We start from the raw sequence: 26,200 nt of genomic DNA, 5'->3' as shown, positions 1-26,200 counted from the left end.
CCGGGTCGGCACGGTCACCAGGGGAGGCCGACCAGCCCCCACCCGCGTCGGCCGGCCTCGGTGACGACCTCGCCCCATTCGCGCAGCAGGGCGCCCATGGCATCGAAGGTCTTCGGCCTGCAGGCCCAGCGCGTGGCCTCCGCCTCGAACGGCGCCCGGAGTTGCTCCAGCCGCGGCGCGGCCTGCTCCCAGGACCGGGCGAGCACGGCAGCCTTCTCCGGCGGGCAGTACAGCAGCAGCCGGGCGTGCCAGGGCTCCGCCGTCTCCCCGGACTCCCCGGCGGGCCTGCCGTCGTCACCTCCGCCGGAGTCTTCCCCCACGATCCCGCCGAGGAAGGTTTCCAGTGCCTCGCGCAGACCGGGCTCGGTGAACTCGCGCATGTCCTCCCAGGCGCAGTCCAGTTCGAAGTGCCACTTGTACGTGCCGGTCGTCCCGGAGAACCGGTACTCGGCGCACCACGGCTGTTCCTGGTTCCGCGGCCACACCCAGCCGTCCGGCACCGCGAAGTCGGCGTCCCAGCAGGCATCGCAGCAGAAATCCGGGTACGCCGTGTCCGTCAGCGTGCCGAGGCGCTCCGCGGCAGGTATCCGGGCGAGCCGTTCCCAGTCGGCCATGAGCACGGTGATGTCCAGTCCCATGCGCGAAGCCTAGGGCCTGTCGTCGAACTCGCGTCGTCGCCCGGAGGGCGGCCCCACGGCGTCTGGTGCGTGCTCTCGGCGCACCGGGCGGGAGCCCCCGTACTGGACGTACTCGGGCTCTCGCCCGGTGCGGCGAGAGTGCGTGCCAGGCGCCGCGGGGCAGACGCGGGTTTGACGACAGGCCCTAAGGGCCTGCCGTGCTCTGGCACCGGCCGTGCCGGTGCGAGCGGACCGGCGACGGGGCGCCCGTCAGCCCACCGCACGGACCCGCAGCACGCGGGCTGGCTGCTGCCCGCCTCCCGTCGCCAGGAGGCGCACCTCGCCCGCGCCGCTGATCTCGGCCCGGACGATGCCGGTGGCGTCCTCGTAGACGGGATGGCCGCCCGGCCCCGCCGCGCTGGTGCGGGTCATCCGGACCACGTCCTCCCCGGGTTCTCCGGAGGCCGCGAAGACCACTTCGTAGACCTCGGCCGGTGTGCTCATGGACGACCCTCCTGCCGCGACGTCCGCTGTACGGGTACGGGGTGCGTCGTCGGCCCTTCGCTCGAGACTGCCCCCCTGCCACGCTATGCCCCGTCCGGCGCTCTGTCCTGACCGGGCGGCGCGGGCGAGGGCCCGCGGCAGCGCCGAAAGCCGGATGACTGCGCACCGCGCCGGGGCTAGCATCGACGCATGAGCCGTCGACGACATTGATGCGTACACGCACCCTCCCGCGGGCCGCCGCGGACGCCCTCCCCCCGGCGTCCGAACCATGTCCCTGCGGGAAGGCCCATGACTCTCTCACCCGTGCCCGGCACCCGGGTACGGCGGCTCGCCGCCGCCCTGTACGCATACGCGTTCCTCGACGACTTCGTCCTCCTCTACCCGGTGTACGCGCTGCTGTTCAGCGACACCGGGCTGTCCGTCTGGCAGATCTCCTCGCTCTTCGTGCTCTGGTCGCTCACCGGCGTGCTGCTCGAACTGCCCTCCGGTGCCTGGGCCGACGCGTTCTCGCGACGGACCCTGCTGTGCCTGGGGCCGCTGCTCACCGCCGCCGGCTTCGCCCTCTGGGTGCTGGCCCCGTCCTACGGCGCCTTCGCCGTCGGCTTCCTGCTCTGGGGAGCCAAGGGCGCCCTCGGATCGGGCGCCCTGGAGGCCCTGGTCTACGAGGAACTCGACCGACTCGGCGCGGCCGGCCGGTACGCGCGCACCATGGGCCGGGCCAGGGCCGCCGGGACCACGGCCGTGGCGGCCGCCATCGGTCTGGCCGGGCCGGTGTTCGCCGCGGGCGGGTACCCGGCCGTCGGGGCCGCGAGCGTACTGGCCTGCCTGCTGGCGGCGGCCGCCGCCGCGTGCCTGCCCGAGCACCGGACCGTGGAGCGGACCCCGGACCGGTCCGAGCCCGCGCCCGCGCCCGCGCCCGCGCCCGAGCCCGCACCCGTGCCGGCGTGCCGCGCATGGCTGACGACGCTGCGCGCCGGTCTGGCCGAGGCCCGCGCCGACCGCTCCCTGCGCCGTGCGCTCCTGCTCGTACCGGCCGTCACCGCGGTCTGGGGCGCCCTCGACGAGTACACGCCGCTGCTGGTCCGCGACACCGGCGTGGCCGAGGTGTCCGTTCCGTACCTGCTGCTCCTGCTGTGGGCGGGGGTCGCGGCCGGCGGCTTCCTCGCCGGCCCCGCCGAACGGCTTGGCACCAGTGCCCTGGCCGCCCTCCTCACCGCCTCGGCGCTCGCACTCGCCGCCGGAGCACTGCTGCGCACCCCGGCAGGCATCGCCCTGGCGGCACTCGCGTTCTGCGGCTTCCAGGTGGCGAGCGTGCTCGCCGACGCCCGCCTGCAGGACAGCATCGAGGGACCGGCCCGGGCCACTCTGACCTCCCTGGCCGGAATGGCCACCGATCTGGGCACCATCGCCGTCTACGGCGCCTACGCGGCCGCCGCGACCACCCTCACGCACGCGTGGATCTTCGCCCTGTCCGCCGCCCCGTACCCGCTCACGGCCCTGTGGCTGCACACCCGCGCCCGCGTCCCGGCGACCCCGGACGGCCACCCTGCCCGCCCCGGGGAACTCCGGCCGTGATCCGCCCGCCACCCCACCCGGAGCAGGAGCTCATCGAGCCTCGATGCGCGCGCTAGTCGAGAGCACCGGCCACGGCCAGCAGCGTCGACGCGCCCAGCGCGATCAGCGCCCACATCCGCCGCGCGTCGGGATCGACGGACCGCGCGGGCATCGGGCTCACCTTGCCCTGGGGGTCGTAGACCACGGCCAGCTCCGCCCCCACCTCGGCGGCCCTGCCGGACCGGCCGTCGAGCTCGTCCGGACCGCCCGGCGGGCAGTCGAGGTCGTGGTCGTAGTACGTCCTGGTCTCCGAGGTCGAGTGCCCCTGGGCGTCGGTGGTCCAGCTCACCTCGGTGCGCACGTCGATGCCCCGTACGACACAGGTGACCTCGACGCCGCGCTCCGCGAGCACGGAGTGCCCCACGGCCCCGGTCACCAGCAGCACCCCGATGAACGCGGCCGCTCCCGCCAGGTTCGAGGCGAACGAATCACTCCCCAGCCCGAAGAGGAACACCACCACGGTCACGAGCATGGCCACCGCCGTGCCGGTGACCGCCCACCCGTCGGAGAGCGTGCCGAGGGCCTGCCCGCGCGCACAGACATAGGCCAGCCCGCCCACCAGCGCGGGGAACACGAGCGCGCCCAGCAGAGGCAGTGCACGCCATGACCGGATGCCGCCCCGCCCCTTCATGCTCCCCAGCGAAGCGCGGGGCGGCGCTCCCGTAAAGAGGCCGGCACGGTCCGTCATCCGCCCCCGGCGCTTCCCGCCCGGACCGCCGAGGGCGGGGGCCCAGGGCTGCTGTGACTCTTCCCACCAGGCCTTGACCTGCGAAAAAAGGGCTACCTAACGTCGATTGCATGGCCCCCCACGACGCCCCTGAACCCGCCCGCCCGGCTGCCCCTGCCGACCTCGTCGACTTCTCCGTCGACCTCACCTCCCACGAGGTGCACCGGCGCGCCCAGGTGCTGGCCGCGCTCGGCCCGGACTGGGACCCGATCGAGGCCCTCCTCGGCGAGGACGCCGCCTACGACCTGCTGTACGGCAACCTCGACGCGGAGCAGCAGCGCATCCACGACGAACTGGTGGCAGCCGGGGTGCTGCCCGCACGAGGGGGCGGACGTGCTGCCTCTTGACCCACAGGCCGATCCCGGGCGCCGCGCCTGGGCGGACTGCCCGAACTGCGACGACACCCGGGGCTGCGACCCCTGCTCGGAAGAGCGGAACTGCTCCGCCCACTGGCGCTACCTGCTCACCAACACGGGGAGCCTGCTCCACCTCCAGTGCCCCGGCTGCACCCACGTCTGGGCCCACGAGACCGGCTTCGGTGCCACGCGCTCCCGCTGGAGCCGCCCGGACACCGGGTTCCACTAGGCCCTCTCTTTCGGATCCTGCCGGAGAGGCCCGCGTCGTCCGGCGCCGTGCCTCGCAAGGCGGAGGAACTCCCGCGTACTTCGGTTCGTGGAAGGGTGCCCACAACCGGCTTCGGATGCGGGCCGCGGATGGCACCTGGGAGAAGGTCTTCACCGCCCTGCCCGCCCAGGCCGACGCCGAAGGCGACCTGGAGTGGGTCGTCGCGGTCGACTCCACGATCGTCCGTGCACATCAGCACGCCGCCGGGGCCCGTCAAAAGGGGCCGCGGCCGGCGAGCCGGCAGACCATGCCCTCGGGCGATCCCGCGGCGGACTGACCACCAGAATCCACCTCGCAGCTGACAGTCGCTGCAGGCCGCCGGCCTTCGTGCTCACGCCGGGCCGGGCCGGTGACGCACCCCGCATTCGAGCAGGTCATGACCCGCTTACGGGTGCCCCGGCGGATTGGCCGTCCTGGGATCACGCCGGACGTGGTCCTGGCCGATAAGGCCTACTCGTCCCGGGGGATCCGCCGCCACCTGCGGCGACGCGGGATCCGGGCGGTGATCCCGCAGCCCGCGGACCAGGCCGCCCATCGCAAGCGGCTCGGCCGGGTCGGCGGCCGGCCGCCGACCTTCGACCGCGGGGCCTACAAGCAGCGGAACACCGTCGAACGCTGGATCAACAAGCTCAAGCAATGGCGCGGCCTAAGGCGTGCCGTAGTCGGCGTCGAACTCGCCCTCGGGGTTGCTGTCCCCTCCCGGGGTGGTGGGGGTTCCGTAGTCGGGGTCGAACTCGCCCTCGGGGTTGGGGTCCCCTTGAGGGGGGTTGATGCCGTCCTCGAGGATCCCGTCCACGGTGACGGTCGCGTCCGTGTCGACCCAGTCGGGGTCCTCCGGCTCGGGCCCCTTGATGCCGTCCTCGAGGATCGTCTCGGGACGGACGGTCACGTCGGTGTCGACGTCCCAGTCCGGGTCGGTGTCCTCGACGGGCCCGGTGTCCTCGACGGGGTCGTCCGCGACCAGGGCCGTGCTGAAGCCGGCCGTGGGGGCCGCCGTCGCCGTCGTGGCGGTGAGGGCCAGACCTCCCGTGGCCGCCGCGGCCGACACCACGATCGCCGCGATGCTCATGCGGACGGTGTTCCTCCGGGTCTTGTACGTCATGGTTCTGCCTTCCACTGGTCGTAGGAAGCGCCCCGTGGCGCCCCGTCCTCGCTTCCAGTAGACCGAGGCCGCCCCGCGGGGTCACGCACCGGGATCTCGGGGCTTGACACCGTCCGGAACCGCCGGAATCCCGGATCACGCCGCGCCTGCGGCGTGATCCGAAAGACACGGCCTAGCCCTCCGCCACCGCCTGCAGAGGGCTGAGCGCGGCCGCCCGGCGGGCCGGTACCGCCGCGGCGAGCGCCCCGACCGCCAGGGACACCAGGCAGACCAGCAGCACGGTCCCCCAGGGCACGGCGGGCGCGTACTGTGCCACGGCACCGTTGGCCAGAGCACCGACCGCCCAGGCCGAGAACAGCCCGCCGGCCAGGCCCAGCAGCGTGCCGAAGGCCGCGATCATCAGGGACTCCAGCCTGATCATGCGCCGGACACCGGCCCGGTCCATGCCGATGGCCCGCAGCACGCCGATCTCCCGGGTCCGTTCCGACACCGACATGGCGAGCGTGTTCACGATCCCCAGCGCACCGACCGTGACTCCGATCGCGAGCAGCCCGTACATCAGGGTCAGCAGGTTCCCGACCGTCCCGGCCGCCTCCCGGACGATCGCCTCCCGGTCCTGGACCTTCAGCAGCGGATTGCCGCCCACGGCCGTGCGCAGCAGCTGCCCGGTGGCCGCCGACACGGCACCGTCCCGGGTCCGGACGAGGATCCGCTGGACCGATCCCGGCAGGAACCCGGCCCGCTGCACCTCGGACCGTGCACCCAGCGCGTCCTGCGCCGTCGGGTTGTCCCGGTAGACACCGACGACGGTGTACGGCGCGAGCCCCTGCCCGGAGCCCACACGGAGGTCCGTACGGCCGCCCGCGCGCACCCCGAGTTCCCGGGCCAGGCTCTCGGAGAGGGCGATCCGGCCGGGCCCGAGGCCTTTCGCGGATCCGCCGACGAAGTCGAGCTTCACGGCCGTGCCCACGGCCGCCGGGTCGATGCCGGAGATCCGCTTGACCTGCCCGCCCGCGAACAGCGGCGCGTCCGCGACGGCATGCGCGGAGCGCACCCCGGACGTGCCGGCCACCCGCTGTACGGCGGCCGGGTCGATGCCGGTGGTGATGTCCCGCGTGCTGATGACGTAGTCCGCGCCGAGGCCTGCCGCGGCCTGCCGGTCGAGGGCCTGCCCCGTGGAGTGGCCGAGGACGGCCAGCCCGGAGACCAGCGCCGTGCTCATCATCAGTGCCGAGGCGGTGGCCGCCGTACGCCGCGGGTCACGCAGCGCGTTCTCCCGGGCGAGCAGGCCCGCCACCCCCGAGCGCCCGGCCGCCCGCCCGGCGAGGCGGATCACCGGACCGGACAGCAGCGGAGCCAGCACGATCATGGCCGCGGCGAGCAGGCCGCACCCCAGCATCGCCTCCCGCAGGTTCTCCTCCGAGGCTTCCTTCGCCCCGGTGAGCGACACCAGCAGTCCGACACCGAGGAGCAGCAGCACCACGCCGGCCGCGCCGCGGATCCGGGACCGTGACAACGCCCGGGACGAGGACGGGGACGGGGACTGCTCGGCCGAGCGCATCGCCTCGACGGGAGCGATCCGGGCCGCCCGCCGCGAGGGCAGCCAGGCGGCGAGCACCGTGACGCCCACCCCCACGCCGACCGCGGCGGCCACCGCGCCCGGACCGACCACCAGCGGACCGTCCGGCAGCGTGTTCCCGTCGCCGCTCAGCAGGCCGGGCAGGGCGGCGGCGATGCCGAGCCCGAGCAGGAAGCCGATCGCGGACGCGGTCAGACCGATCAGGGCCGCCTCCAGCAGCACCGAGCGGACCACCTGGCGGCGGGAGGCGCCGATCGCCCGCAGCAGCGCGATCTCGCGGGTGCGCCGCGTCACGAGCATGGTGAACGTGTTGACGATGAGGAAGGAACCGATGAACAGGGAGACCCCGGCGAAGACCATCGGCAGCTTGGTGTGACCCCGGGTCAGGGTGTCCAGGAGGACGGTCTGCTGTGCGGCCTGCGCGGCGCCGGTGACGGCCTCGGCGCGGTCGGCCGGCAGGACGGCCGCCACCCGGGCGGCGAGGGCGTGCTGTTCGGTGCCGGGCGCGGCGGACAGGTCGATGCCGGTGTAGTGGCCCGGGGAGGCGAACAGCCGCTGGGCCGTCGCCTTGTCGAACACCGCGAGGGTGCCGCCGGCCGTCACCCGCGTGTCCCGGGTGGAGACGATGCCGACGAGCCGCATCCTCATCACCGGACCGTCGGTGGCGAGGACGACGGTGTCGCCGACGTGGTAGTGGCCAGCGGCGGCGGTTCCGCGGTCCACGGCGAGTTCGCCGCCGTTCCGGGGCGCGCGGCCCTCGACCAGCGGATGGCGGCTGTCCCTGCCGTCCGGGCCCGGTACGTACGCCGAGGCCAGGTTCGCCCAGGCCGCGCCCGGCCGGATCGGGGTGCCGTCCGAGGCCGCCAGGGTGGCGGACCCGTCGGCGGACGGACGTACGGCGGCCACGCCGGGTACGCCGGCCAGCCTGCGCACCAGGGCGTCGTCGAGCACCCCGGTAGGGGAGCCGGCGGCTTCCGGGGTCCCGGCAGTCCCGGCGGTTCCGGCAGTCCCGGTGGTTCCGGCGGCTCCGGGCGGGAGGTACTTCGGGAGGACGGAGACCGCGATGTCCGCGAAGTCCTTCGACGCCGCACCACGGTAGGCGGCGGCGGAGGAGTCGGTGAAGACGAGGCTGCCGGTGACGAACGCGACACCGAGACAGACGGAGAGGACGGTCATGGCCAGACGGGCCTTGTGCGCGAGGACGTTGCGCAGGGCTGTTCGCAGCATGGGGAGGAGGCTTTCGGGAACGCGAGTGGGCCGGGATCGGCGGGTGCCGGGACGGACGGGGCTCAGCGGGTGCCGCCGGGCGCCTCGAACCGCAGCATCCGCTCGAGGACGGCATCGGAGGACGGCGCGGTGAGGTCGTCCACGATCCGGCCGTCCGCCAGGAACACCGCCCGGTCCGCGTGGGCGGCGGCCACCGGGTCGTGCGTGACCATCACCACCGTCTGGCCCAGCTCCCGTACCGAGTCGCCGAGGAAGCCGAGGATCTCGGCACCGGACCGGGAGTCGAGGTTGCCCGTGGGCTCGTCGGCGAAGACGATCTCGGGCCGGGAGACGAGCGCGCGCGCCACCGCTACGCGCTGCTGCTGCCCGCCGGAGAGTTCGGCGGGCCGGTGGCCGAGCCGGCCGCCGAGCCCGACGGTGGCGATGACGGCCTCCAGCCAGGCCGGATCCGGCTTCCGGCCGGCGAGCCGCAGCGGCAGCGTCATGTTCTCCAGCGCGGTGAGCGTGGGCAGCAGGTTGAACCCCTGGAAGACGAAGCCCACCTTCTCCCGCCGGAGGGTGGTGAGTTGCCGCTCGGAGAGGGAGGAGAGCTCGGTGCCGCCGATACGGGCCGAGCCGGAGGTCACCCCGTCCAGGCCGGCCATGCAGTGCATCAGGGTGGACTTGCCCGACCCCGAGGGGCCCATGACGGCGGTGAACCGGCCCCGCCCGAACTCGACGGACACCGCGTCCAGGGCGGTCACCCGCGTGTCGCCCCTCCCGTAGACCTTGGTCAGGCCCGTGGCCCGTGCGGCCGGTTCGGTGGGGGAGCCGCCGGACGAAGGGAGCAGCCGGGCCGGGGCCGGGGCCGGGGACGGTGACTGCGACAGGGACCGAGACAGGGACTGAGACATGGATACTCCGCCTGGGGGACGACGGCCCCGGGATGTGCCCGGGGCCGGGTGACACATCCATCCTCACGACCCTCACCTGCGGAAACATCGGTCCGGGGGCGGTAGTTGAGCTCTGCCGGAAGGCAGGCTCCCGGTGCCCGTCCCTTCCTTCCGGCAGAGGCCGTGCGACCCCTCCCTCCGACCTTCGGCAGAGGCGGCAGTGGGTTCACGGGGCCAGGCCGGCCCGGTGGGCCAGGAGGGCCGCCTGTACCCGGCTGGCCGTGCCCGTCTTGTCGAGCACCGCTCCCACATGCGTCTTGACCGTGCCGATCCCGATGCCGAGCCGCGCGGCGATGTCCTGGTTGGACAGCCCTTCGCCGAGCATCGTCAGGACCTCCCGCTCCCGGCCGGTGAGCCGGGCGATCCGCTCGTCCTCCGGTGCGGTCCCGGCCGCGTCCCGCTCGCCGCCGCGCAGCATCCGGGAGATGACCGTTCCGGTGACGCCAGGCGAGAGCACCGCGTCACCCGCGGCGGCCGCCCGTACCGCGCTGATCAGTTCCTGCGGTCCTTCGTCCTTGAGCAGGAAGCCCGCGGCCCCCTCCCGCAGGGCCCGGAGCACGTTCTCCTCGTCGCCGAAGGTCGTCAGCATCACCACCCGCGGCGCCGGGTCCAGGGCGAGCAGCGGCGCGATCGCCGCCAGCCCGTCGCACACCGGCATCCGGATGTCCACCAGCGCCACGTCGGGGTGGTGGGCGGCTGCCGCCGCCACGGCCTGCCGGCCGTCGGCGGCCTCGGCGACCACCTCGATGCCCTCGGCGTGCCGGAGGATCAGCCGGACGCCGGCCCGGATCATCTCCTCGTCGTCGGCGAGCAGGACACGGATCGGTGCGGCGGGGCGGGTCACGGGGTCTCCCAGGGTGTGGTGTCCCGGACCGACGGGACGGCGAACCGGTCGATGGCGACGAGGCGGTGGGCGTCGTCGAAGCAGTAGCGGGCGACGAGCAGGACACCGGGGCCCTTCTCGGTCGCGCCGTTGAACGGATAGACGCAGCCGGCCGCCCCCGCGGGGCGGGGAGGCTCGTGCCCGGTGGCCGCGGCCCGGACCGCGGCGTTGTCCAGGACGCCGGCCCCCGCGACCTCCTCGTATGTCATGCCGACGCGGGGCAGCGGGGCAGGCCCGGACCGCTGCCGCGGAGCGGAGGCGTACACGAAGGTGATCCCGAGGACCATCAGCAGGCACAGCCCCACCAGTCCCGAGGCGAGGGTGAGGGCCTCGACCGTCCGGCGGCCGGGCGGAGCCTTGCCCTCGTCCGCCCCGGTGCGGTGCCGCACCGGGGGGTGGCCGGGGGCCGGGACGCCGGACGGCGCCGGCGTGCCCCCGGGGCGCGCGCCGACCGGAGCGGCACCGGGCTCGGCGGCTACGGGCTCGGCGGGCAGGACGGCGTCCAGGCGGAACCCACCGGCAGGCAGCGGCCCGGCCGTGAACGTCCCGCCCAGCAGCTCCACCCGCTCCCGGAGCCCGGTGAGGCCGCGCCCGGTGCCGAGGCCGGCGGCCGGTGCCGGCGCGCCCGGCGGGGCACCGTTGCGGACGGTGACCCGCACCCCGGCACCGTCGTGCCGGACGAGGACCACGACGTGCGAGGCGGCGGCGTACCGGTGCACATTGGTGAGGCCCTCCCGTACCACCCGGTGGACGGCGCGGCGCACCCCGGCCGGACGGCCGCCGAGGTCCGGGCCCGTCCAGTCGAGGCGTACGGCGATGCCTCCCGCGCGGGACTCCGCCACCAGCGCCTCGACGTCGGCGCGGGTGCCGGTTGCGTCGGTGAGGGCCTCCGGCCCGGTGTCCCGGCCGAGCGGACCGAGCACTCCGAGCGCCTGCCGCAGCTCGCGCATCGCGTCCCGGGTGGTCCGCCGTACCAGGACGGCCTCCTCGCGCAGTTCGGGCGCGGCCCGGTCCAGGGCCAGCTCGAGCCCGCCGGCATGCAGCGAGATCAGGCTGAGCCGATGGCCCACCAGGTCGTGCATCTCGGCGGCGATCCTGGAGCGCTCGTGGATCCGGGCCTCGCTCTCGGCGAGCCTGCGGGCCCGTTCCGCCGCGTCCCCGCGCTCGCGGAGCGCCTGGAGCAGCCGCCCCTGCTGCCCGTACGCGGTGCCCGCCAGACCGGGGACGATCACGACGGCCGGCACCAGCACCAGGCCGAGGGCCAGCCCGTACGGCACCGATCCCGGTCCGGTCCACGGAGCGGCCGCCGTCGCGGACGCCACGAGCAGGCCGCCGGCCGCGGTGAGCAGCCGGGTCCGCGTGCGGGAACCGGCCGTCCGGCGGGCCACGCCGTACGCGGTCGCCGCCGTGACGGGTCCGACGCAGGGAGCGAGCCCGGTCAGCACGGCGAGGGTGAGGAGCACCGGCGCGGGAAAGCGGGCGCGCAGGGGGAAGAGCGCGGCGCCGGCGAGGAGCGCGGCCGCCTGGAAGCCGGGATGCGGCAGCTGATCCAGATGTCCGGACACCGCGTACACACCCAGGCCGGCGAGCAGCACCCCGGCCGTCTCCGCGACGGCCCTCACCGCCGGACGGCGGGTCCACCCCACGGGCGGACGAAATCGGGCGTAACGGCGGAAGGGGCTGATGGGTGGCACGAGGACCAGTATCGGCATCCGGGAGCGGCGAACCCTGCGCCTTTCGGAGGATCCCGGCTATGCCGGAAGGCAGAGACCGGGCGGGTGCGGGCCCGTGGCACGCGGGTCTTCCTAGATTGGTCATCACGGACATCCGGTGACGCGGGGTCCGTCGATCTCGATCCCCGACGGCTTGACCGAGGACGGAGTGACCAGGGTGCTGAGCAGTGGTGGCGGGTACCCCGCCGTATCGAGGGCTGCCGTGTCGAGGGCCTTCACCGCGGGCGCGATGCTCGTCGCCGGCCTGGCGGCCGCCGGGTGCGGCGGGCCGGCCGACGCGGCGGACGACACCGACGGCAAGGTCACGGTCGTCTACGAGGACGACACCGTCAAGCCGGAGGACCGGAAGGCCTTGGAGGTGATCCGGAAGTCCCGCGTCCTCGAACAGACCGCCGACTGGGTGAACTCGACCGTCGCCCTCCCGCACGACCTGGTCGTGAAGGTCACCGACAAGGTCCCCCCGGGAGTCACCGACGCGGTCACCCAGCCCGACGGCCGGACGGTCTACATCCCGCCCGCGTTCCTGACCGAGATCCGGGGCGCCATGGGCGACGTGGCCAAGAACGTCAAGCGGCCCGTTTTGTTCCCCGCGGACCAGTACAACGCGGACGACCTGACCGCGCTGTCGACCCGGTTCGTCTTCGGCCACGAGATGGGCCATGCCCTCCAGCGCCAGCTCATGCTGCCGAACCTGGGCCTGGAAGAGGACGCCGCCGACGGGTTCGCCTCGTTCCAGACCGTCAACGAGGCCGGGCCGAACCCGTCGCTGGCCGCGGCGCTGCTCTTCGACGCCCTCGCCCGCAAGGAGGGCAAGCTGACGCTGGAGGGATTGTCGAGCGACCACCCCGTCACCCAGCAACGGGTCTTCCACTTCCTCTGCTACCTCGACGGCAGCGACCCGGAGAAGTACGACGGGCCCCTGGTCGGTGCCGGCTACCTCCCCAAGACCCGCGCCCCGCTGTGCCCGCAGTCGTGGGCCATGCTGGACTACGGCTGGTGGACCCAGCTGCAGCCCCACTTCGACGGGGCGTTCGAGAAGCAGGGCGACAAGGACCAGGCCGCCGCCCGTGCCCGGCTGATCGCGGAGACGGAGGCCTTCGCGAAGCAGCTGGACAAGCTCCGCAAGGAGCAGGAGGGCTGACGACCCGCAGGGACGCCGCCGGCCGGGACCGAGGTCAGGAGCTCCTGAGGATGACGAGCTGCCGGGTGGCCCGGGTCATCGCCACGTAGCGGTCGACCGCTCCTCCGACGCCCTCGCCGAACGCCTCCGGGTCGACGAGGACGACCAGGTCGAACTCGAGCCCCTTCGACAGCCCGGGGGTCAGCGACCGGACACGGGGCCTCGCCCGGAACGCGGGATGACCGATGACACAGGCGGTCCCCTCGGTGTGCGCGGCGAGCCAGTCGTCGAGGATCCCGTCCAGCTCGTCCACGGATCCGTGGACGACGGGGATGCCGTTCCCGCGGATCGAGGTCGGCACGTTGGCGTCCGGGAGCGCGGCCCGGATCACCGGCTCGGCTTCCGCCATGACCTCCTCCGGAGTCCGGTAGTTGATGCTCAGCGAGGCCACCTCGATCCGGTCGAGCCCGACCCGCTCCAGCCGCTCCCGCCACGACTCCGTGAACCCCTCCCGGGCCTGCGCCCGGTCGCCGACGATCGTGAAGCTCCGGGACGGGCAGCGGAGCAGCAGCATCTGCCATTCCGCGTCGGTGAGTTCCTGGGCCTCGTCGACGACGACGTGCGCGAACGGGCCGGCCAGCAGGTCCGGTTCGGCGCTCGGCAGCGCGGTCCCGTCGATCAGGCTGTCCTGCAGGTCCTGTCCCCGCAGCATCGTCACCGCGCCCTCGCCGTCGTCATCGGCCGCGAGCACGTTGTCGATGACACCCGCCAGACGCTCGCGTTCGGCGGCGACGGCAGCCCGGTGCCGGCGCTTCCGCCGGGCTGCCTCCGGGTCGCCGAGCCGCTGCCGCGCCGCGTCCAGCAGGGGCAGGTCGGACACGGTCCAGGCCTCCGGCTCCGCCCGCTGCAGCTTCCGGACCTCGTCCCGGTCGAGCCAGGGCGCGCACATCCGCAGGTAGGCGGGCACCGACCACAGGTCACCCACGAGATCGGCCGCCTCGAGCAGCGGCCACGCCCCGTGGAGCGCCGAGACCAGCTCCTCGTCGTGCTCCAGCACCCTGCGGAACCGGTCGGCCGGCACGCCACCGCCGTGCTTGTCCAGCAGGATCGTCAGCAGCTCCTCCCAGATCTGTTCGCGCGCCTCGTTGTGCGGTGTGCCGGGCCCGGGTGCTTCGAAGGCCTCGGCCCAGTCGTCGGCGGTCAGCCGGACGTCCCCCCACGGGGTGCTCACCGTCATCCCCTCGGCGGGCGGTGCCTCGTAGAACCGGACGGCCGTCTCGACCGCCCGCACCATCCCCGCGGAGGACTTCAGCCGGGCCGTGTCCGGATCGGCCTCGGCGACGGCCCCGGCTCCCTCGGCGACGAGGTCCCGCAGGGTGCAGGTCCGTACGCCCTCCTCGCCGAGGCTGGGCAGTACATCGGCGACGTACGCCAGATAGGGCTGGTGCGGGCCGACGAACAGCACGCCGCCGCGACGGTGCCCGAGCCGGGGGTCGGAGTAGAGGAGGTACGCCGACCGGTGCAGGGCGACGACGGTCTTCCCGGTGCCCGGTCCGCCGTCGACGACGAGCGCCCCCCGGGAACCCGCCCGGATCACGGCGTCCTGGTCGGCCTGGATGGTGGTGAGCACGTCGCGCATCCGGGGCGACCGGCTGCTGCCCAGACTGGCGATGAAGGCCGACTGGTCGTCGAGGGCGGCGTGCCGCTCCAGCCCGGCGGAGGTGAACACCTCGTCCCAGTAGTCGCTGATCCGGCCACCGGTCCAGCGGTACCGGCGGCGGCTCGCCAGCCCCATGGGGTTGGCGTGGGTCGCCGCGAAGAACGGCTCGGCCGCCGGGGAGCGCCAGTCGAGCAGCAGCCGGCGCCCCTCGCTGTCGGTCAGGCCGAGCCGTCCCACGTACACGGGCTCGGAGCCGTCCTCCGCGACGATGTGTCCCAGACACAGGTCCAGGCCGAAACGGCGCAGGGCACGCAGACGACCGGTGAGCCGGTGGATCTCCAAGTCCCGTTCCATCGCGGCCCGTCCGATGCCGCCGGGCGCCCTGCGCTCGGCGTCGAGGCGGTCGGACAGCTCGGCGATCGCCTGCTCCAGGCTCTCCTCGATGGCGGCGAAGTGCCGCTCGTCCGAGGAGATCAGGGCCGGGTCGGCCTTGGCGGAAAGTCGGTCGGGCAGGGCGAACGCGCTGGTGGTCAGGGGCTTCATGATCGTGGATTCTGCGGCACGAAGGGGCTCTTGCCGCAAGCCCCCCAGTGCGCTATATCTTGAGAGTGGAAGAGGTGGGTCGTCCCTCTCCACTCCGAGCCGGCCGTTTGGGCCGGCCGTTTTCGTTTCGGCGCGCGGGCCCCGTTCAGGACACCAGCGGCGCGTCCTCGAGTTCCGTCAGCCGTACGGTGGTCAGGCCGCCGCGCTGGGTTTTCACGTCCGTCACCTTCAGCTGCGTACCCGGCGCGAGGATGAACTCCTCCTCGTGCGTGAACGCGGAGAAGTCACGGATGCCCACCGCCCGGACGGGAACCACCTCGAACAGGGTGCGCTTGCCGCGGCTGCCGAGGAAGGCCCGCGCCACCCCGAGCTCGGGCGTGCACGAGGACACGCCCCACCAGGTCACCGTCCGGCCGAGCGGGTACTGGGCGCGCAGGTCCAGGGACACGCCGCGCCACAGTGATTCCGTACGCGCCGGAAGCCCGGACATCGCGGAGAACAGCAGCCGGAGGTAGGGCAGGTACGGGACCACCCTGGACCGGTCCGGGGAGCGCAGCACCGCGTTGATCTCGCGGTAGAACGCGGACTCGCACGTGTAGAGGTGGAGCGCGGCGATCGCTTCCGCCGGCAAGGCGCCCGCGCCGGCCGTCGAGTCCGCCCGCCTCTTGCCGAACTCGTGGGAACGCCGGACGTGTCCGTCCAGCCCGGACAGCAGCCGGGCGACCGGCTCCACGGCGTCGTGGAAGTCCATCAGCGGGGTGTCGAACACCCCCGTGATCTCCGGGAGGACGAGTCCCTCGTCCTTGACGCTCGCGAGCCGCTCCAGATACAGCTGGTGCAGTTCCATCGTGGACGCGATGAAGGAGCCCATGCGTGCGGCGACGTCCTCGCCGTCCGTGCCGCCGGTCTCCGCCGACGCGTCGTTCCACCCCTTGGCGGGCAGCCAGTCGATCGCGTCGGTACCCAGGGACGCCAGGGCGTCGTTCACCATCGCGAAGTGGTCGCCTTCACAGAAGATGTCGCCCTGCGCCGCGGGGTTGGGGTGGTCGATGTGCCGGACCTCGACACCGGGGTACTTCTTCTGGAGCCGCAGGACCACCCGCTTGAGGTTCCGGGCGTGGGCCCCCCACCAGGCGAAGACCACGCCGCGGTCCTCCTCGGCGGCGTCCTGCTTGGCCCGCAGGATCTCCTCGACGATCCGCTCGGCCACCGGACGCCAGAAGGCGGTGTGCCGGTCGGCTCCCATCGCGCCGTCGGCGCTGGCGGTGAGCGAGGCGTTGAGCAGCAGCACACCCTGCGTGAGCATCGCCTGGAACCACTCCGGCGGCTGGACGGCGTCCTGCTCCTTCAACAGCTTGCGGAGATCGGCGATCGGGGTCTTCTTCGGGATCCCGTACTTCCACATCGCCGCCGCCTTGATGATGCAGCGGATGCTCACCACCCGGCCGAACTGGCTGTCCTTCCAGTCGTGGAAGGTGTTGTCGAACATGGCGATGCCGGTGGCGCTCTCCGGCCGCGGGTACGGGTTCTGGCCGAAGACCACCACCTTCCACTTGTGCGGCGGGTTGGGCTTCAGTGCCTGGAAGGTGAGTTCGCGTACGGGAACGACATCCGGGCCGCGGCCCGGACCCACGAAGGTGGCCGCGTCCGGCTGTGCCTCGATGACCGGCTTCAGCAGCGGCAGCCACGGTTCGCCACCGCCCTGGAACAGGCCGGAGAGGGCGAGGGGGTCGTTCGGGTCGTACGGGGACGGGGAGTTGGCGGTGTTGCCGGCATCGCTCATGGGTGCGGGTACTCCGAAGGATCACACCGTGGGTCCGGAAGGGACACGGCTGAGGTGAGGTGGTCGGCGGCGTCCGGCACGGAAGGCGCCAAGGGCGCGGACGTCACGGACGGCACGGACGGCGGAAAGGACCCGGAGGAACCGTACGGCGGGGCGGGTGGGCACACGTCGCCGGAGGTTCGCTCGTCCGGGATCCGGGCGGCAGGCTAACACCGGTCCGGAGCCCTGGCAATGATGACGGCCGGTCAGCGCTGCGTCCGGGAGGGAGCGTTGTCAGTGGCTCCCGCTAGCGTCGTTCCCGGTGGGCAGACCTAGTGACGACAGGAGTCGAATCATGACCGTGGACCGTGTACAGCCGCAGCTCAGGGTGGTCCTGACGGACGTCAACACCAGGGTGGTGGAGTCGTGGCGGGCAGCGTTCGCCGACACCCCGGAGATCGAGATCCGCAAGGGTTCGATCCTCGACCAGAGGGTCGACGCCTGGGTCAGCCCGACGAACTCCCGCGGCCGGATGGACGGCGGCGTGGACGCGGCGATCAAGCGGCACCTCGGGGCCGGCATCCAGCTCCGGGTGCAGCGGGCGATCCGCGACCGGTTCGCGGGCAGCCTTCCGGTGGGAAGCGCGGTGTGCGTCCCCAGCGGGGCGGTGAACCCGAAGTTCCTGATCTCGACGCCGACGATGGAGACGTCCTCGCAGAACGTCAGCGAGACGCTGAACGTGGCCCTGGCGTGCGCCGCCGCCTTCCAGACGATCCACCGGCAGAACGAGGAGGCGCCGGGCAGCATCGGGTCGGTGGCACTGGTCGGCATGGGGGCGCAGACCGGGCGGGTGCCGGCGCGGGTGTGCGCCAATCTGATGTGGACGGGCTACACCCTCTTCAACGACCACCGCTTCGAGGACTACGAGGAGCTGCGCGGCACGATCCTCGCGCAGCTCCAGGACATCGACAGCGTGCCCGCCGGGACGCGGATACGCGTCGAGCCCCCCAGGCGCGCGGCCGCCCGGCGCTGACCCTCCGGTGGCCCGGGGCGGGCCACCGGAGGGCGGGGGAGTCATCGGGCGGGGGACAGGGTCAGGCTCCGCTGGCGTCCAGCATCTCGTCCCGCTCGACGATCTTCACGCGCTCGCGGCCCTGCGGCTCGCCCAGCGCCTTCTCGGCCGCGTCCAGGCGGTACCAGCCCTCCCAGGTCGTGTAGCGCACACCGCGCCCGGCCAGGAAGGCGTCGACCGCCTCCGGCGACGGCGAGGCGGGCGTGAGCAGCCGGCCCTCGGCGTGGTCGGCCAGGAGGTTGGCCACGGTCTCGTTGGCGTCGCCCTTGGTGTGCCCGATCAACCCGATGGGGCCGCGCCGGATCCAGCCCGTGACGTACGTCGACGGCAGGTGCTGTCCCGCCTCGACCACCCGGCCGCCCTCGTCCGGGACCGTGCCCGACTCGACGTCCCAGGGGAGCTTGGGGAGTTCGTCCGAGAGGTAGCCCACGGCGCGGTAGACGGCCTGGACGTCCCAGGTCGTGAACTCGCCGGTGCCCTTGACGTTGCCGGTGCCGTCGAGCGCCGTGCGCTCGGTGCGCAGGCCCACGACCCTGCCGTCCTCGCCGAGGATCTCGGCCGGCGACTCGAAGAAGTGGAGGAACAGCTTGTGCGGGCGGTCGCCGATGTCGCGTATCGCCCAGTTCTCGAGGGTCTTGGCCACCATGTCGGCCTGCTTGTTGGAGCGGCGGGTGCTGATCGAGCCCTCGTCGTAGTCGATGTCCTCGGGGTTGACGATGACCTCGATGGTGGGGGAGTGGTCGAGTTCGCGCAGCTCCATCGGGCTGAACTTGGCCTGGGCCGGGCCGCGGCGCCCGAAGACGTGCACCTCCAGGGCCTTGTTGGCCCTGAGGCCGTCGTACACGTTCGGCGGGATCTCGGTGGGCAGCAGTTCGTCGGCCGTCTTCGCGAGGATGCGCGCGACGTCGAGGGCGACGTTGCCGACACCGAGCACCGCGACCTTCTCCGCGCCGAGCGGCCAGGTGCGCGGCACGTCCGGGTGGCCGTCGTACCAGGAGACGAAGTCGGCGGCGCCGTAGGAGCCGTCCAGGCCGACACCGGGGATGTCCAGGGCGCGGTCGGCGGTGGCGCCGGTCGAGAAGATCACCGCGTCGTAGAAGGAGCGCAGGTCGTCGAGCGAGACGTCCGTCGGGTAGTCGACGTTGCCGAAGAGGCGGACCTGCGGCTTGTCGAGCACCTGGTGCAGCGCGGTGATGATGCCCTTGATCCGCGGGTGGTCCGGTGCGACGCCGTAACGGATCAGGCCGAAGGGCGCGGGCATCCGCTCGAAGAGGTCGATGGACACACCGGGTTCGGCGGCAGCCTCGGACTTGAGCAGCGCATCGGCGGCGTAGATACCCGCAGGTCCGGCACCGACGATCGCTACGCGCAGGGGGCGAGGCATGACAGGTTCCCTTCGGACGTCAAGGACGTGATCAACAGGAACCCTAAACTAAGGCTAACCTAACTCGATACCCGCTCCTTCTTTATGACCCCATAAGCGCGACTTATGGCCGAGGGGTGCCGAGGGGTCGACCCGGCGCATCGGCCGGGTGGGCCGGTCGGGTGGACCGCCCCGTGCCGCTTACGCGTGTGCAGGCGGCCGGACGTGCCGGTGGACTCTCATGGACTGCGGCCGGCCCGCGGGGTCCGTGCGGCCCCACCGCGCACCGGCCGCCCCGGAATGCGGCAGGAGGAGACCCGGACCGGCATGAACGGCCACGCACGCATCGACGTCCACCAGCACGTGATCCCGCCCGACCGCAGCCGCGCCATCGCGGACCGCGCCGCCGCCCTCGGCTGGCCGGTGCCCGCCTGGGACCGGCAGGGCGCGCTCGCCATGATGGACCGCCACTCGATCGCCACCGGCATCCTCTCCTACGCGGCCCCCCTCGCCGCCCCCGACGACCCCGACGGGGCCCGCCACACGGCCCGGGCCGTGAACGAGTTCACCGCCGAGCTGGTCAAGGACCGGCCCGACCGGTTCGGCAACTTCGCCGTCCTCCCCCTGCCGGACGTGGACGGGGCGCTCGACGAGGCCGTCCACGCCCTGGACGAGCTGGACGCCGACGGCGTGATGCTCCTGTCCAACGCCCACGGCCGCTACCTCGGCGACCCGGAGTTCGAGCCGCTCTGGGCCGAGCTCGACGCGCGTGCGGCCGTGGTCCTCGTCCACCCCACCGCACCGCCCGGCGCGATGGTCCCCGGCCTGCCCAGCCCGCTGGTGGACTTCCCGTACGACACCGCCCGCACCGCCCTGCACCTGGCCGTCGCCGGTGTCCCCGGCCGGTACCCCCGGCTGAAGATGATCCTTCCCCATGCGGGGGGCTTCCTGCCGTACGCCGCCCACCGCTTCGCGGCCGCCGCCCGGCTGCGCCCCGGTACCACCCCGGAGGACCTCCTGGCCGAGCTGCGCCGCTTCTGGTTCGACACCGCGTTCTGCGCCGGCCCCGCCTCGCTGCCCTCGCTCCTCGCCTTCGCCGCACCCGGACGTGTCCTGTACGGCAGCGACTTCCCGATGGTCCCCGAGGAGTGGTGTGCCGGCTTCGACGACGGGCTGGTCGACTACCCGCACTGGCAGGACGGCGACCTCCACGCCATCCACCGTGGCAACGCCGAACGCCTCATCCCGCGCCTCGCCCGGAGCTGACGACGGCCGGCCGTCCCCCGGGACGGCCGGCCCCCGGGCCGGCCGTACGCGGGGCCGGCCGTACGCGGGGTGTACCTGGGTACACCCCGGCCGGGGATCCGGGTGCAATGGCCCGGGCGGTGCCGGGCGGCATCGTCGGAGCCATGCGAAAGACAACTGTGGACCTCAGGCTGACGGTCCTGTTCCTCGTCGTCGCCTTCCTGGCGGCCGGCGTGCTGGGGGCCGTACAGCCCGTGACGCGGATACCCTCCGAGGTCATCCAGCTGACCCAGTTCGGGCCCGCCCTCGGGGTGGGTGTCGTGGCCGTGTTGTGGCGGAGGCGGGTGCGGGAGCTGCTCACCGGCCCCGTGCCGGGTCCCGGCGGCTCCGTCGAATCCGCCGGGCCCGGCGGCCGCCTCGGGCGGGCGGGCCGGGGCCTGCTGCTGACCGTGACGGCCCCGCTGGTCATCTGCGCGAGTGCCGGTGCCTACGCGGCGCTCGGCGGGGACGCGCGGATCGCGTCCACGGACGCGCCGTTCGCGCTGATCGCCGGGGCGCAGCTGATCGGTGCGTGCGGAGAGGAGATCGGGTGGCGCTGTCTCCTGCAGCCGGTGCTGCGCGCCCGTTTCGGGCCCCTCACGGCCTCCGTCGCGGTCGGCCTGCTGTGGGGTGTGTGGCACGTTCAGGTGTTCGCCCAACACCCCGTGTACGCCGGGGCGTTCCTGACCGCGACGGTATCCATGTCGGTGGTGCTGGGCTGGGCCCTCGAAGGAGCGAGGGGTTCCCGGCTGCTGCTCGCGGGGGGCTTCCACACCCTGGTCAACCTCGGCATGCTGCTGTTCATGGACGAGGAGGCCGGCACGGTCCTGCCCATGGTGCTGTTCGGCGCCTCGTGCCTGGCGGCGGCGGTGCTGTGGACCTGGCTGAGCCGAGGCAACGGCAGGGGCAGGGGGCGGGAGGTGGCGGCCTCACCCGCACCGGATAGGCTCGACGCGATCATGGAAGACCTCCGCTGAGTCGCGCGCAGGGCACCGTCACCGTCCCGGTGCCCCCCGCCCCCACGCCCCCCGCCCCGGTGCGCACCGCCCCCGTGCGCACCGCCCTGGCGCGCTCCTGCGTCGCCGTCGGCCGGTGCCAGCTGGCGAGCCTGCACGCGCTCGCCGCCTCAGCGGCCGGCTCGCTCGTGGTGCTCGCCGTGCTGCTGCTGCCCGTGGGCGTCGGCTTCTGGCTGCTGCCGCCCGCCGCACGGGCCCTGCGCGCACTGACCGACCGCTCCCGCACCCGGGCCGAGGCCTGGACGGGCGTCCGCGTCAGCCCGCCCGAGCCGCTGCCCGCGGCCGGTGGTGCCCATCCCCGCCGCAGGTCGCGCGCCATCCTCGCGGACCAGGGCTTCTGGCGAGATCTGGCGTGGGCCTGGCTGGAACCGGTGACGGGAGGCGTGCTGGTCGCCGTCCCCCTCGCCCTGGTCGAGTACGGGGCGTTCGGCGCCCTCGTGCAGCCCTTCGTCTGGCGGTCCCTCGGTGAGGGCAACTGGTACGCCTTCGTCCCCGTCCACACCACCGCGACCATGCTCGCCGCACTGGTGCTCGGCCTCGCCTTCGCGGCCGCCGGTCTGCTCGCAGCCCCCGCCGTGCTCCGCCTGCACGCCCGGCTGGGCAAGGGGCTGCTCGCGGAACCGCGCAGCACCCACCTCACCCGGCGGATCGAGCGGCTCACCGACACCCGCAGCCTGGCCCTGGACACCCTGGCCGCCGAACTGCGGCGCGTCGAACGGGACCTGCACGACGGCGCCCAGGCCCGGCTGGTCGCCCTGGGCATGACCCTGGACCGGGCCACCCGCCTGCTGGAGGCGGACCCGACGACGGCACGCGCGCTCCTGCTCGACGTCCGCAGCACGGCCGAACGGGCCCTGCAGGACCTGCGCGACCTGGTCCACGGCATCCAGCCGCCGGTCCTCGCCGACCGCGGCCTCGGCGACGCGGTCAGGTCACTCGCCCTCGACAGCTTCCTCGACGTCCGCGTCGAGGCCCGGCTGCCGGGCCGGTTCCCGGCGCCCGTCGAGTCCGCGGCCTACTTCGCCGTCGGCGAGGCGCTGGCGAACGCGGCGAAGCACTCCGGCGCACGCGAGGTCCGCATAGACCTGGCCTACGGGGACGGCCTGCTCCGCGCCTCCGTCACCGACGACGGCCACGGCGGCGCCGATCCCGCCCGGGGCACCGGACTGGCCGGCGTACGAAGGCGGTTGGATACCTTCGACGGGACCCTCGCCCTGCACAGTCCGCAGGGCGGACCGACCACCGTGACGATGGAGATTCCGTGCGCGTTGTCCTCGCCGAAGACCTCTTCCTGCTGAGGGACGGGCTGAGCCGCACCCTCCGGGAACACGGCTGCGAGGTCGTGGAGGTGGACAACGGCCCGTCCCTGCGGCGCGCCCTGCTGGAGGAGGGGGACGCGGCACCGGACATCGCCGTGGTCGACGTACGGCTGCCGCCCACCTTCACGGACGAGGGCCTGCAGGCAGCCCTGGAAGCCCGCCGCCGCAGGCCCGGCCTGCCCGTCCTGGTCCTGTCCCAGTACGTCGAGCAGCTGTACGCCAACGAACTGCTGGCCGGCGGGGAAGGAGCCGTGGGGTACCTGCTCAAGGACCGGGTCACCCACACCGAGCAGTTCGTCGACGCCGTCCGCCGTGTCGCCGCCGGCGGCACCGTGATGGACCCGCAGGTCATCTCGCGCCTGCTCGCGCGCGGTGACGCCCGCGGGACCATCGACAGCCTGACGCCGCGTGAGCGCGAGGTCCTGGAACTGATGGCGGAGGGCAGGTCCAACGCCGCGATCGCGGGCGGTCTGCACATCAGCGAGAGTGCCGTCGCCAAGCACACGGCCGCCATCTTCACCAAACTCCGGATCGCGCCGTCGGCGGACGACAACCGCAGGGTGCTGGCCGTGCTCGCCTACCTCAAGCGCTGACCCGCCGGACCCGCGAGGTGGTGGGACCTTGTGGACGGACGGATCGTGGACGGATGAAGGAACAGCGTGAGGAAGAGCGCGGGGAAGAGCGCGGGAAAGTGCGCCGGGAAGAGCGTTTCGACACCTGGGCCGCCGGTGACGCCTACGACCGGTACATGGGCCGGTGGAGCCGCCCGGTCGCGGACGGATTCCTGGCATGGCTCGGCTGCGCGGACGGTCTGCGCTGGCTGGACGTGGGATGCGGGACGGGCGCGCTGACCGCGGCCATCGCTGCCCGCTGCCGGCCCCGGACGGTGCTCGGACTGGACCGCTCCGCCGGCTTCGTTCGTGCGGCCCGCGCCGCCGTTCCGGCCCCGGCCCGCTTCGCGGTGGCCGACGCGCTGTCGCTGCCCGTACGCGACGAAGCCTGCGATGCAGCCGTGAGCGGACTTGCACTCAACTTCCTGCCGGCGCCCGGCGCGGCGGTGGCCGAGGCGGCCCGGGTGGTGAAACGGGGTGGGCCGGTCGCCGCGTACGTGTGGGACTACGCCAGGGGCATGGAGTTCCTGACCGCCTTCTGGGACGCCGCGGTGGCCGCGGATCCACCGGCGGCCGCCCTCCACGAGGGCCGCCGCTTCCACGGGTGCCGGCCGGAGCCGCTCCTCGCGCTGTGGGCCGGGGCGGGGCTGACCGAGGTGACCGTCGCCCCGGTCGAGGTACCCACAGTCTTCGCCGGATTCGCGGATCTGTGGGAGCCGTTCCTGGCCGGCCAGGGCCCCGCCCCCGGCTATGTCGCCACCCTCGCCCCGGCGGCCCGGGACCGGTTGCGCGACACCTTCCGGGCCGCCGTGCCCACCCGGCCGGACGGGTCGATCGCGTTCACCGCCCGCGCCTGGGCGGTCTGCGGCAGGCGGCCCTCCAGCGCCGCCGCGGGCCGGGCAGCATGACGACGGCGAGCAGCAGCCCGTCACTGGCCGCGGGTGCGGTAGGCGCGCATCGCCAGCGGCATGAAGACCGCGGCGATTCCCGCCGCCCAGATCAGAGACCACATCACCGACGACCCGACGGGGGTGCCCAGCAGCAGGCCGCGGAAGGCGTCCGACAACTGCGTGACCGGGTTGACCTCCACCCAGGTCCGGAGCCAGCCCGGCATGGTCTCGGGGCGGGCGAAGGCGCTGCTGGTGAAGGTGATGGGGAAGATGAAGGTGAAGGCGAAGACCTGCACCTTCTCCGCGTCCCCGGCGAGCATCCCGGTGAGCACCGCCACCCACGAGACGGCGGCGGCGAAGGTGAGCAGCAGCAGGGTGGCGCCGAGGAAGCCCGCGGCGCTGCCGGTGATCCGGAAACCGAGCACGGTGCCCAGCGCGATCATCAGCAGCATCGCCCAGAGCTGTTTGGCCAGGTCCGCCGTGATGCGCCCGAACAGCGGGGCCGAGCGGGCGATGGGCAGGCTGCGGAGGCGGTCGAAGACGCCCTTGGTGAGGTCGCTGTTGAGTGACATGGCCGTGTACACGGTCATGAACAGGGTGTTCTGGACGATGATGCCCGCGAGCGCGTACTGCAGGTATTCCTGGGGCGAACCCGCCATCTGCCCGCCGAAGACATAGGTGAACAGGAACACGAACATGATCGGCGTGATGCTGTAGTCGACGAGCTCCAGCGGGTTGTGCTTCACGGACACCAGGCTGCGCCAGGCCATGGTGGCGGTCTGCCGCAGCGCCGCCACGGGCCGGACCCGGCCGTGGCCTCCGTCCAGGGTGTCGGTGAGTGACGCGGTGGTCATGACCGTCTCCCGGCCTTCTCGTAGGCCCCGTCCTCGTCGTCCCCCGTCCCCGTCCCCGCCCCCGTCCCCGCCCCTGCTTCCGCTTCTGCCTCCGTCTCCGCCCCCTTCGCCCCGTCAGGCGCGTCCGGCGCGTCCGGCGCGTCCGGTTCCGCCCGGTGGCCGGTGAGCACCATGAACACCTCGTCCAGGGAGGAGTGGCGCAGGGCCAGCTCACCCACCGCGATCCCCACCTGGTCCAGCCGCCGCACCACGTTCGGCATCAGCGCGGGGTCGTTCACCGGCGCGGTGACACCCTCGCCCTCGATCGTGGCCAGCGGGCCGGCCTCCTCCACGAGCACGGCGTGTGCCGCGCCCAGGTCGGCGGCGCGGACCGGGCGGAGTTCCAGTACCTGTCCGCCGACCTGCGCTTTCAGTTCGTCCGGGGTACCGTCGGCGATCACCCTGCCCTTGTCGATCACCACGATGGTGTCGGCGAGCCGGTCGGCCTCGTCCAGGTACTGCGTCGTGAGCAGGGCCGTCACGCCCTCCGCCACCAGGCCGCGCACCATCTCCCAGACCTCGCCCCGGCTGTGCGGGTCGAGTCCGGTGGTCGGCTCGTCCAGGAAGAGGATGCGGGGCCGCCCCACCAGGCTCGCCGCCAGGTCCAGCCGCCGTCGCATACCGCCCGAGTAGGTCTTGGCGGCCCGGCCCGCCGCGTCACCGAGCCCGAACCGGTCCAGCAGCTCGTGCGACCTGGCCCTGGCCTCCGCCCGTGGCATGCCCAGCAGCCGGCCGATCATGAGCAGGTTCTCCGTGCCGGTCAGGTTCTCGTCGACCGCGGCGTACTGTCCGGTGAGCCCGATCAGGGAGCGGACGTGACCGGCCTGCCGCACCACGTCGTACCCGCCCACCTCGGCCCGTCCGGCGTCCGGCCGCAGCAGGGTGGCGAAGATGCGGACCGCGGTCGTCTTGCCCGCGCCGTTGGGACCGAGCAGGCCGAGGACGGTGCCCGCCGGGACCTGGAGGTCCACGCCCGCCAGGGCGCGGGTCTCCTTGAACCGTTTGGCCAGGCCCTCGGCCCGGATCGCGTACGTCATGGGATCACTCCGGTTCCGCTCGGCCGGTCACCGCCATTCCTCTCCACTGTGACCCACGCCACCGACAATCCCGAACCCGGCGCGGCAG

General features: G+C 73.4%; 23 protein-coding genes and 1 pseudogene. 11 read left to right on the top strand and 13 right to left on the bottom strand.

The annotated features are described in order from the left end of the window. Nucleotides 1-14: 14 nt before the first annotated feature. A complete protein-coding gene (locus tag ACGFQ9_RS01060; protein ID WP_393569855.1) occupies nucleotides 15-638 on the bottom strand; it encodes a hypothetical protein in 624 nt (207 codons plus the stop codon). A 249-nt stretch (nucleotides 639-887) separates the two neighbouring features. Continuing rightward, the gene (locus ACGFQ9_RS01055; RefSeq protein WP_393569853.1) at nucleotides 888-1,121 is read right to left on the bottom strand and encodes a DUF6296 family protein; all 234 of its coding nucleotides are present in this window, start codon (nucleotides 1,119-1,121) and stop codon (nucleotides 888-890) included. A gap of 288 nt (nucleotides 1,122-1,409) precedes the next feature. Between ACGFQ9_RS01055 and ACGFQ9_RS01050 the strand changes: the two genes are divergently transcribed. Further along, a complete protein-coding gene (locus ACGFQ9_RS01050) occupies nucleotides 1,410-2,696 on the top strand; it encodes an MFS transporter (RefSeq protein WP_393569851.1) in 1,287 nt (428 codons plus the stop codon). Nucleotides 2,697-2,748: 52 nt separating this feature from the next. On the opposite strand, the gene ACGFQ9_RS01045 is transcribed toward ACGFQ9_RS01050, so the two are convergent. After that, on the bottom strand, nucleotides 2,749-3,366 hold the full coding sequence (locus tag ACGFQ9_RS01045) for a hypothetical protein (RefSeq protein ID WP_393569849.1): 618 nt from the start codon (nucleotides 3,364-3,366) through the stop codon (nucleotides 2,749-2,751). Nucleotides 3,367-3,533: 167 nt separating this feature from the next. Between ACGFQ9_RS01045 and ACGFQ9_RS01040 the strand changes: the two genes are divergently transcribed. The 3 genes and pseudogenes from ACGFQ9_RS01040 to ACGFQ9_RS01030 all read left to right on the top strand — a co-directional run. Beyond that, nucleotides 3,534-3,809, top strand: coding sequence for a DUF6400 family protein (locus tag ACGFQ9_RS01040; protein ID WP_393569847.1), 276 nt, complete (start codon nucleotides 3,534-3,536; stop codon nucleotides 3,807-3,809). Beyond that, complete coding sequence (locus tag ACGFQ9_RS01035; protein WP_393569845.1) at nucleotides 3,796-4,047, top strand: hypothetical protein; 252 nt, start codon at nucleotides 3,796-3,798, stop codon at nucleotides 4,045-4,047. The genes ACGFQ9_RS01040 and ACGFQ9_RS01035 overlap by 14 nt, the downstream gene beginning before the upstream one ends. 43 nt (nucleotides 4,048-4,090) lie before the next feature. Next, nucleotides 4,091-4,735 (top strand): annotated as a pseudogene (locus ACGFQ9_RS01030) (IS5 family transposase); the annotation flags it as partial. Here ACGFQ9_RS01030 and ACGFQ9_RS01025 read toward each other — a convergent pair. The 5 genes from ACGFQ9_RS01025 to ACGFQ9_RS01005 form a co-directional block, all read right to left on the bottom strand. Continuing rightward, a complete protein-coding gene (locus ACGFQ9_RS01025; RefSeq protein WP_393570830.1) occupies nucleotides 4,733-5,188 on the bottom strand; it encodes a hypothetical protein in 456 nt (151 codons plus the stop codon). The pseudogene ACGFQ9_RS01030 and the gene ACGFQ9_RS01025 sit on opposite strands and share 3 nt — an antisense overlap. Nucleotides 5,189-5,360: 172 nt before the next feature. Continuing rightward, nucleotides 5,361-7,994: an FtsX-like permease family protein gene (locus tag ACGFQ9_RS01020; protein WP_393569843.1), complete on the bottom strand. Its 2,634-nt coding sequence runs from the start codon at nucleotides 7,992-7,994 to the stop codon at nucleotides 5,361-5,363. Between the two features lie 62 nt (nucleotides 7,995-8,056). Continuing rightward, nucleotides 8,057-8,887 (bottom strand): ABC transporter ATP-binding protein, encoded by an 831-nt coding sequence (locus tag ACGFQ9_RS01015; protein ID WP_393569842.1) that lies wholly within the window; start codon nucleotides 8,885-8,887, stop codon nucleotides 8,057-8,059. A 205-nt stretch (nucleotides 8,888-9,092) separates the two neighbouring features. Then, nucleotides 9,093-9,770 carry a response regulator gene (locus tag ACGFQ9_RS01010; RefSeq protein ID WP_393569840.1) on the bottom strand — a complete coding sequence of 226 codons (678 nt, stop codon included), beginning with the start codon at nucleotides 9,768-9,770 and terminating at the stop codon, nucleotides 9,093-9,095. Next, nucleotides 9,767-11,521 (bottom strand): sensor histidine kinase, encoded by a 1,755-nt coding sequence (locus tag ACGFQ9_RS01005; RefSeq protein ID WP_393569838.1) that lies wholly within the window; start codon nucleotides 11,519-11,521, stop codon nucleotides 9,767-9,769. Before ACGFQ9_RS01005 ends, ACGFQ9_RS01010 begins: the two co-directional genes overlap by 4 nt. A 154-nt stretch (nucleotides 11,522-11,675) precedes the next feature. Between ACGFQ9_RS01005 and ACGFQ9_RS01000 the strand changes: the two genes are divergently transcribed. Beyond that, nucleotides 11,676-12,683 carry a DUF4344 domain-containing metallopeptidase gene (locus tag ACGFQ9_RS01000; protein ID WP_393569836.1) on the top strand — a complete coding sequence of 336 codons (1,008 nt, stop codon included), beginning with the start codon at nucleotides 11,676-11,678 and terminating at the stop codon, nucleotides 12,681-12,683. Between the two features lie 34 nt (nucleotides 12,684-12,717). Here the strand turns inward: ACGFQ9_RS01000 and helR are convergent, their stop codons facing one another. After that, nucleotides 12,718-14,865, bottom strand: coding sequence for an RNA polymerase recycling motor ATPase HelR (gene helR, locus ACGFQ9_RS00995; RefSeq protein ID WP_393569835.1), 2,148 nt, complete (start codon nucleotides 14,863-14,865; stop codon nucleotides 12,718-12,720). Nucleotides 14,866-15,010: 145 nt separating this feature from the next. Further along, on the bottom strand, nucleotides 15,011-16,648 hold the full coding sequence (locus tag ACGFQ9_RS00990) for an ADP-ribosyltransferase domain-containing protein (RefSeq protein ID WP_393569833.1): 1,638 nt from the start codon (nucleotides 16,646-16,648) through the stop codon (nucleotides 15,011-15,013). 334 nt (nucleotides 16,649-16,982) lie between these two features. On the opposite strand from ACGFQ9_RS00990, the gene ACGFQ9_RS00985 reads away from it, so the two are divergent. After that, nucleotides 16,983-17,660 carry a macro domain-containing protein gene (locus tag ACGFQ9_RS00985; protein ID WP_393569831.1) on the top strand — a complete coding sequence of 226 codons (678 nt, stop codon included), beginning with the start codon at nucleotides 16,983-16,985 and terminating at the stop codon, nucleotides 17,658-17,660. Nucleotides 17,661-17,721: 61 nt separating this feature from the next. On the opposite strand, the gene ACGFQ9_RS00980 is transcribed toward ACGFQ9_RS00985, so the two are convergent. Beyond that, the gene (locus ACGFQ9_RS00980) at nucleotides 17,722-19,083 is read right to left on the bottom strand and encodes an FAD-dependent oxidoreductase (protein WP_393569830.1); all 1,362 of its coding nucleotides are present in this window, start codon (nucleotides 19,081-19,083) and stop codon (nucleotides 17,722-17,724) included. A 306-nt stretch (nucleotides 19,084-19,389) separates the two neighbouring features. Here ACGFQ9_RS00980 and ACGFQ9_RS00975 point away from each other — a divergent pair, with 306 nt between their 5' ends. The 5 genes from ACGFQ9_RS00975 to ACGFQ9_RS00955 all read left to right on the top strand — a co-directional run bounded on the left by ACGFQ9_RS00975 (nucleotide 19,390) and on the right by ACGFQ9_RS00955 (nucleotide 24,200). Further along, nucleotides 19,390-20,328, top strand: coding sequence for an amidohydrolase family protein (locus tag ACGFQ9_RS00975; protein WP_393569828.1), 939 nt, complete (start codon nucleotides 19,390-19,392; stop codon nucleotides 20,326-20,328). A 143-nt stretch (nucleotides 20,329-20,471) separates the two neighbouring features. Further along, a complete protein-coding gene (locus tag ACGFQ9_RS00970; protein ID WP_393569827.1) occupies nucleotides 20,472-21,323 on the top strand; it encodes a CPBP family intramembrane glutamic endopeptidase in 852 nt (283 codons plus the stop codon). A gap of 29 nt (nucleotides 21,324-21,352) precedes the next feature. Next, nucleotides 21,353-22,660: a sensor histidine kinase gene (locus ACGFQ9_RS00965; protein WP_393569825.1), complete on the top strand. Its 1,308-nt coding sequence runs from the start codon at nucleotides 21,353-21,355 to the stop codon at nucleotides 22,658-22,660. Continuing rightward, a complete protein-coding gene (locus ACGFQ9_RS00960) occupies nucleotides 22,624-23,274 on the top strand; it encodes a LuxR C-terminal-related transcriptional regulator (RefSeq protein ID WP_393569823.1) in 651 nt (216 codons plus the stop codon). Before ACGFQ9_RS00965 ends, ACGFQ9_RS00960 begins: the two co-directional genes overlap by 37 nt. Before the next feature lie 53 nt (nucleotides 23,275-23,327). After that, nucleotides 23,328-24,200 (top strand): class I SAM-dependent methyltransferase, encoded by an 873-nt coding sequence (locus tag ACGFQ9_RS00955; RefSeq protein WP_393569821.1) that lies wholly within the window; start codon nucleotides 23,328-23,330, stop codon nucleotides 24,198-24,200. 20 nt (nucleotides 24,201-24,220) lie between these two features. Here ACGFQ9_RS00955 and ACGFQ9_RS00950 read toward each other — a convergent pair whose 3' ends face one another. Beyond that, nucleotides 24,221-25,036, bottom strand: coding sequence for an ABC transporter permease (locus ACGFQ9_RS00950; protein ID WP_393569819.1), 816 nt, complete (start codon nucleotides 25,034-25,036; stop codon nucleotides 24,221-24,223). After that, complete coding sequence (locus ACGFQ9_RS00945; protein ID WP_393569817.1) at nucleotides 25,033-26,112, bottom strand: ATP-binding cassette domain-containing protein; 1,080 nt, start codon at nucleotides 26,110-26,112, stop codon at nucleotides 25,033-25,035. Before ACGFQ9_RS00945 ends, ACGFQ9_RS00950 begins: the two co-directional genes overlap by 4 nt. Nucleotides 26,113-26,200 lie beyond the last annotated feature (88 nt).

The sequence above is a fragment of the Streptomyces sp. NPDC048603 genome (genome assembly GCF_043199475.1).
GTDB lineage: Bacteria > Actinomycetota > Actinomycetes > Streptomycetales > Streptomycetaceae > Streptomyces.
The sequence above is the reverse complement of the archived record's forward strand: the minus strand, read 5'-3'. Positions and strand labels throughout refer to the sequence as shown.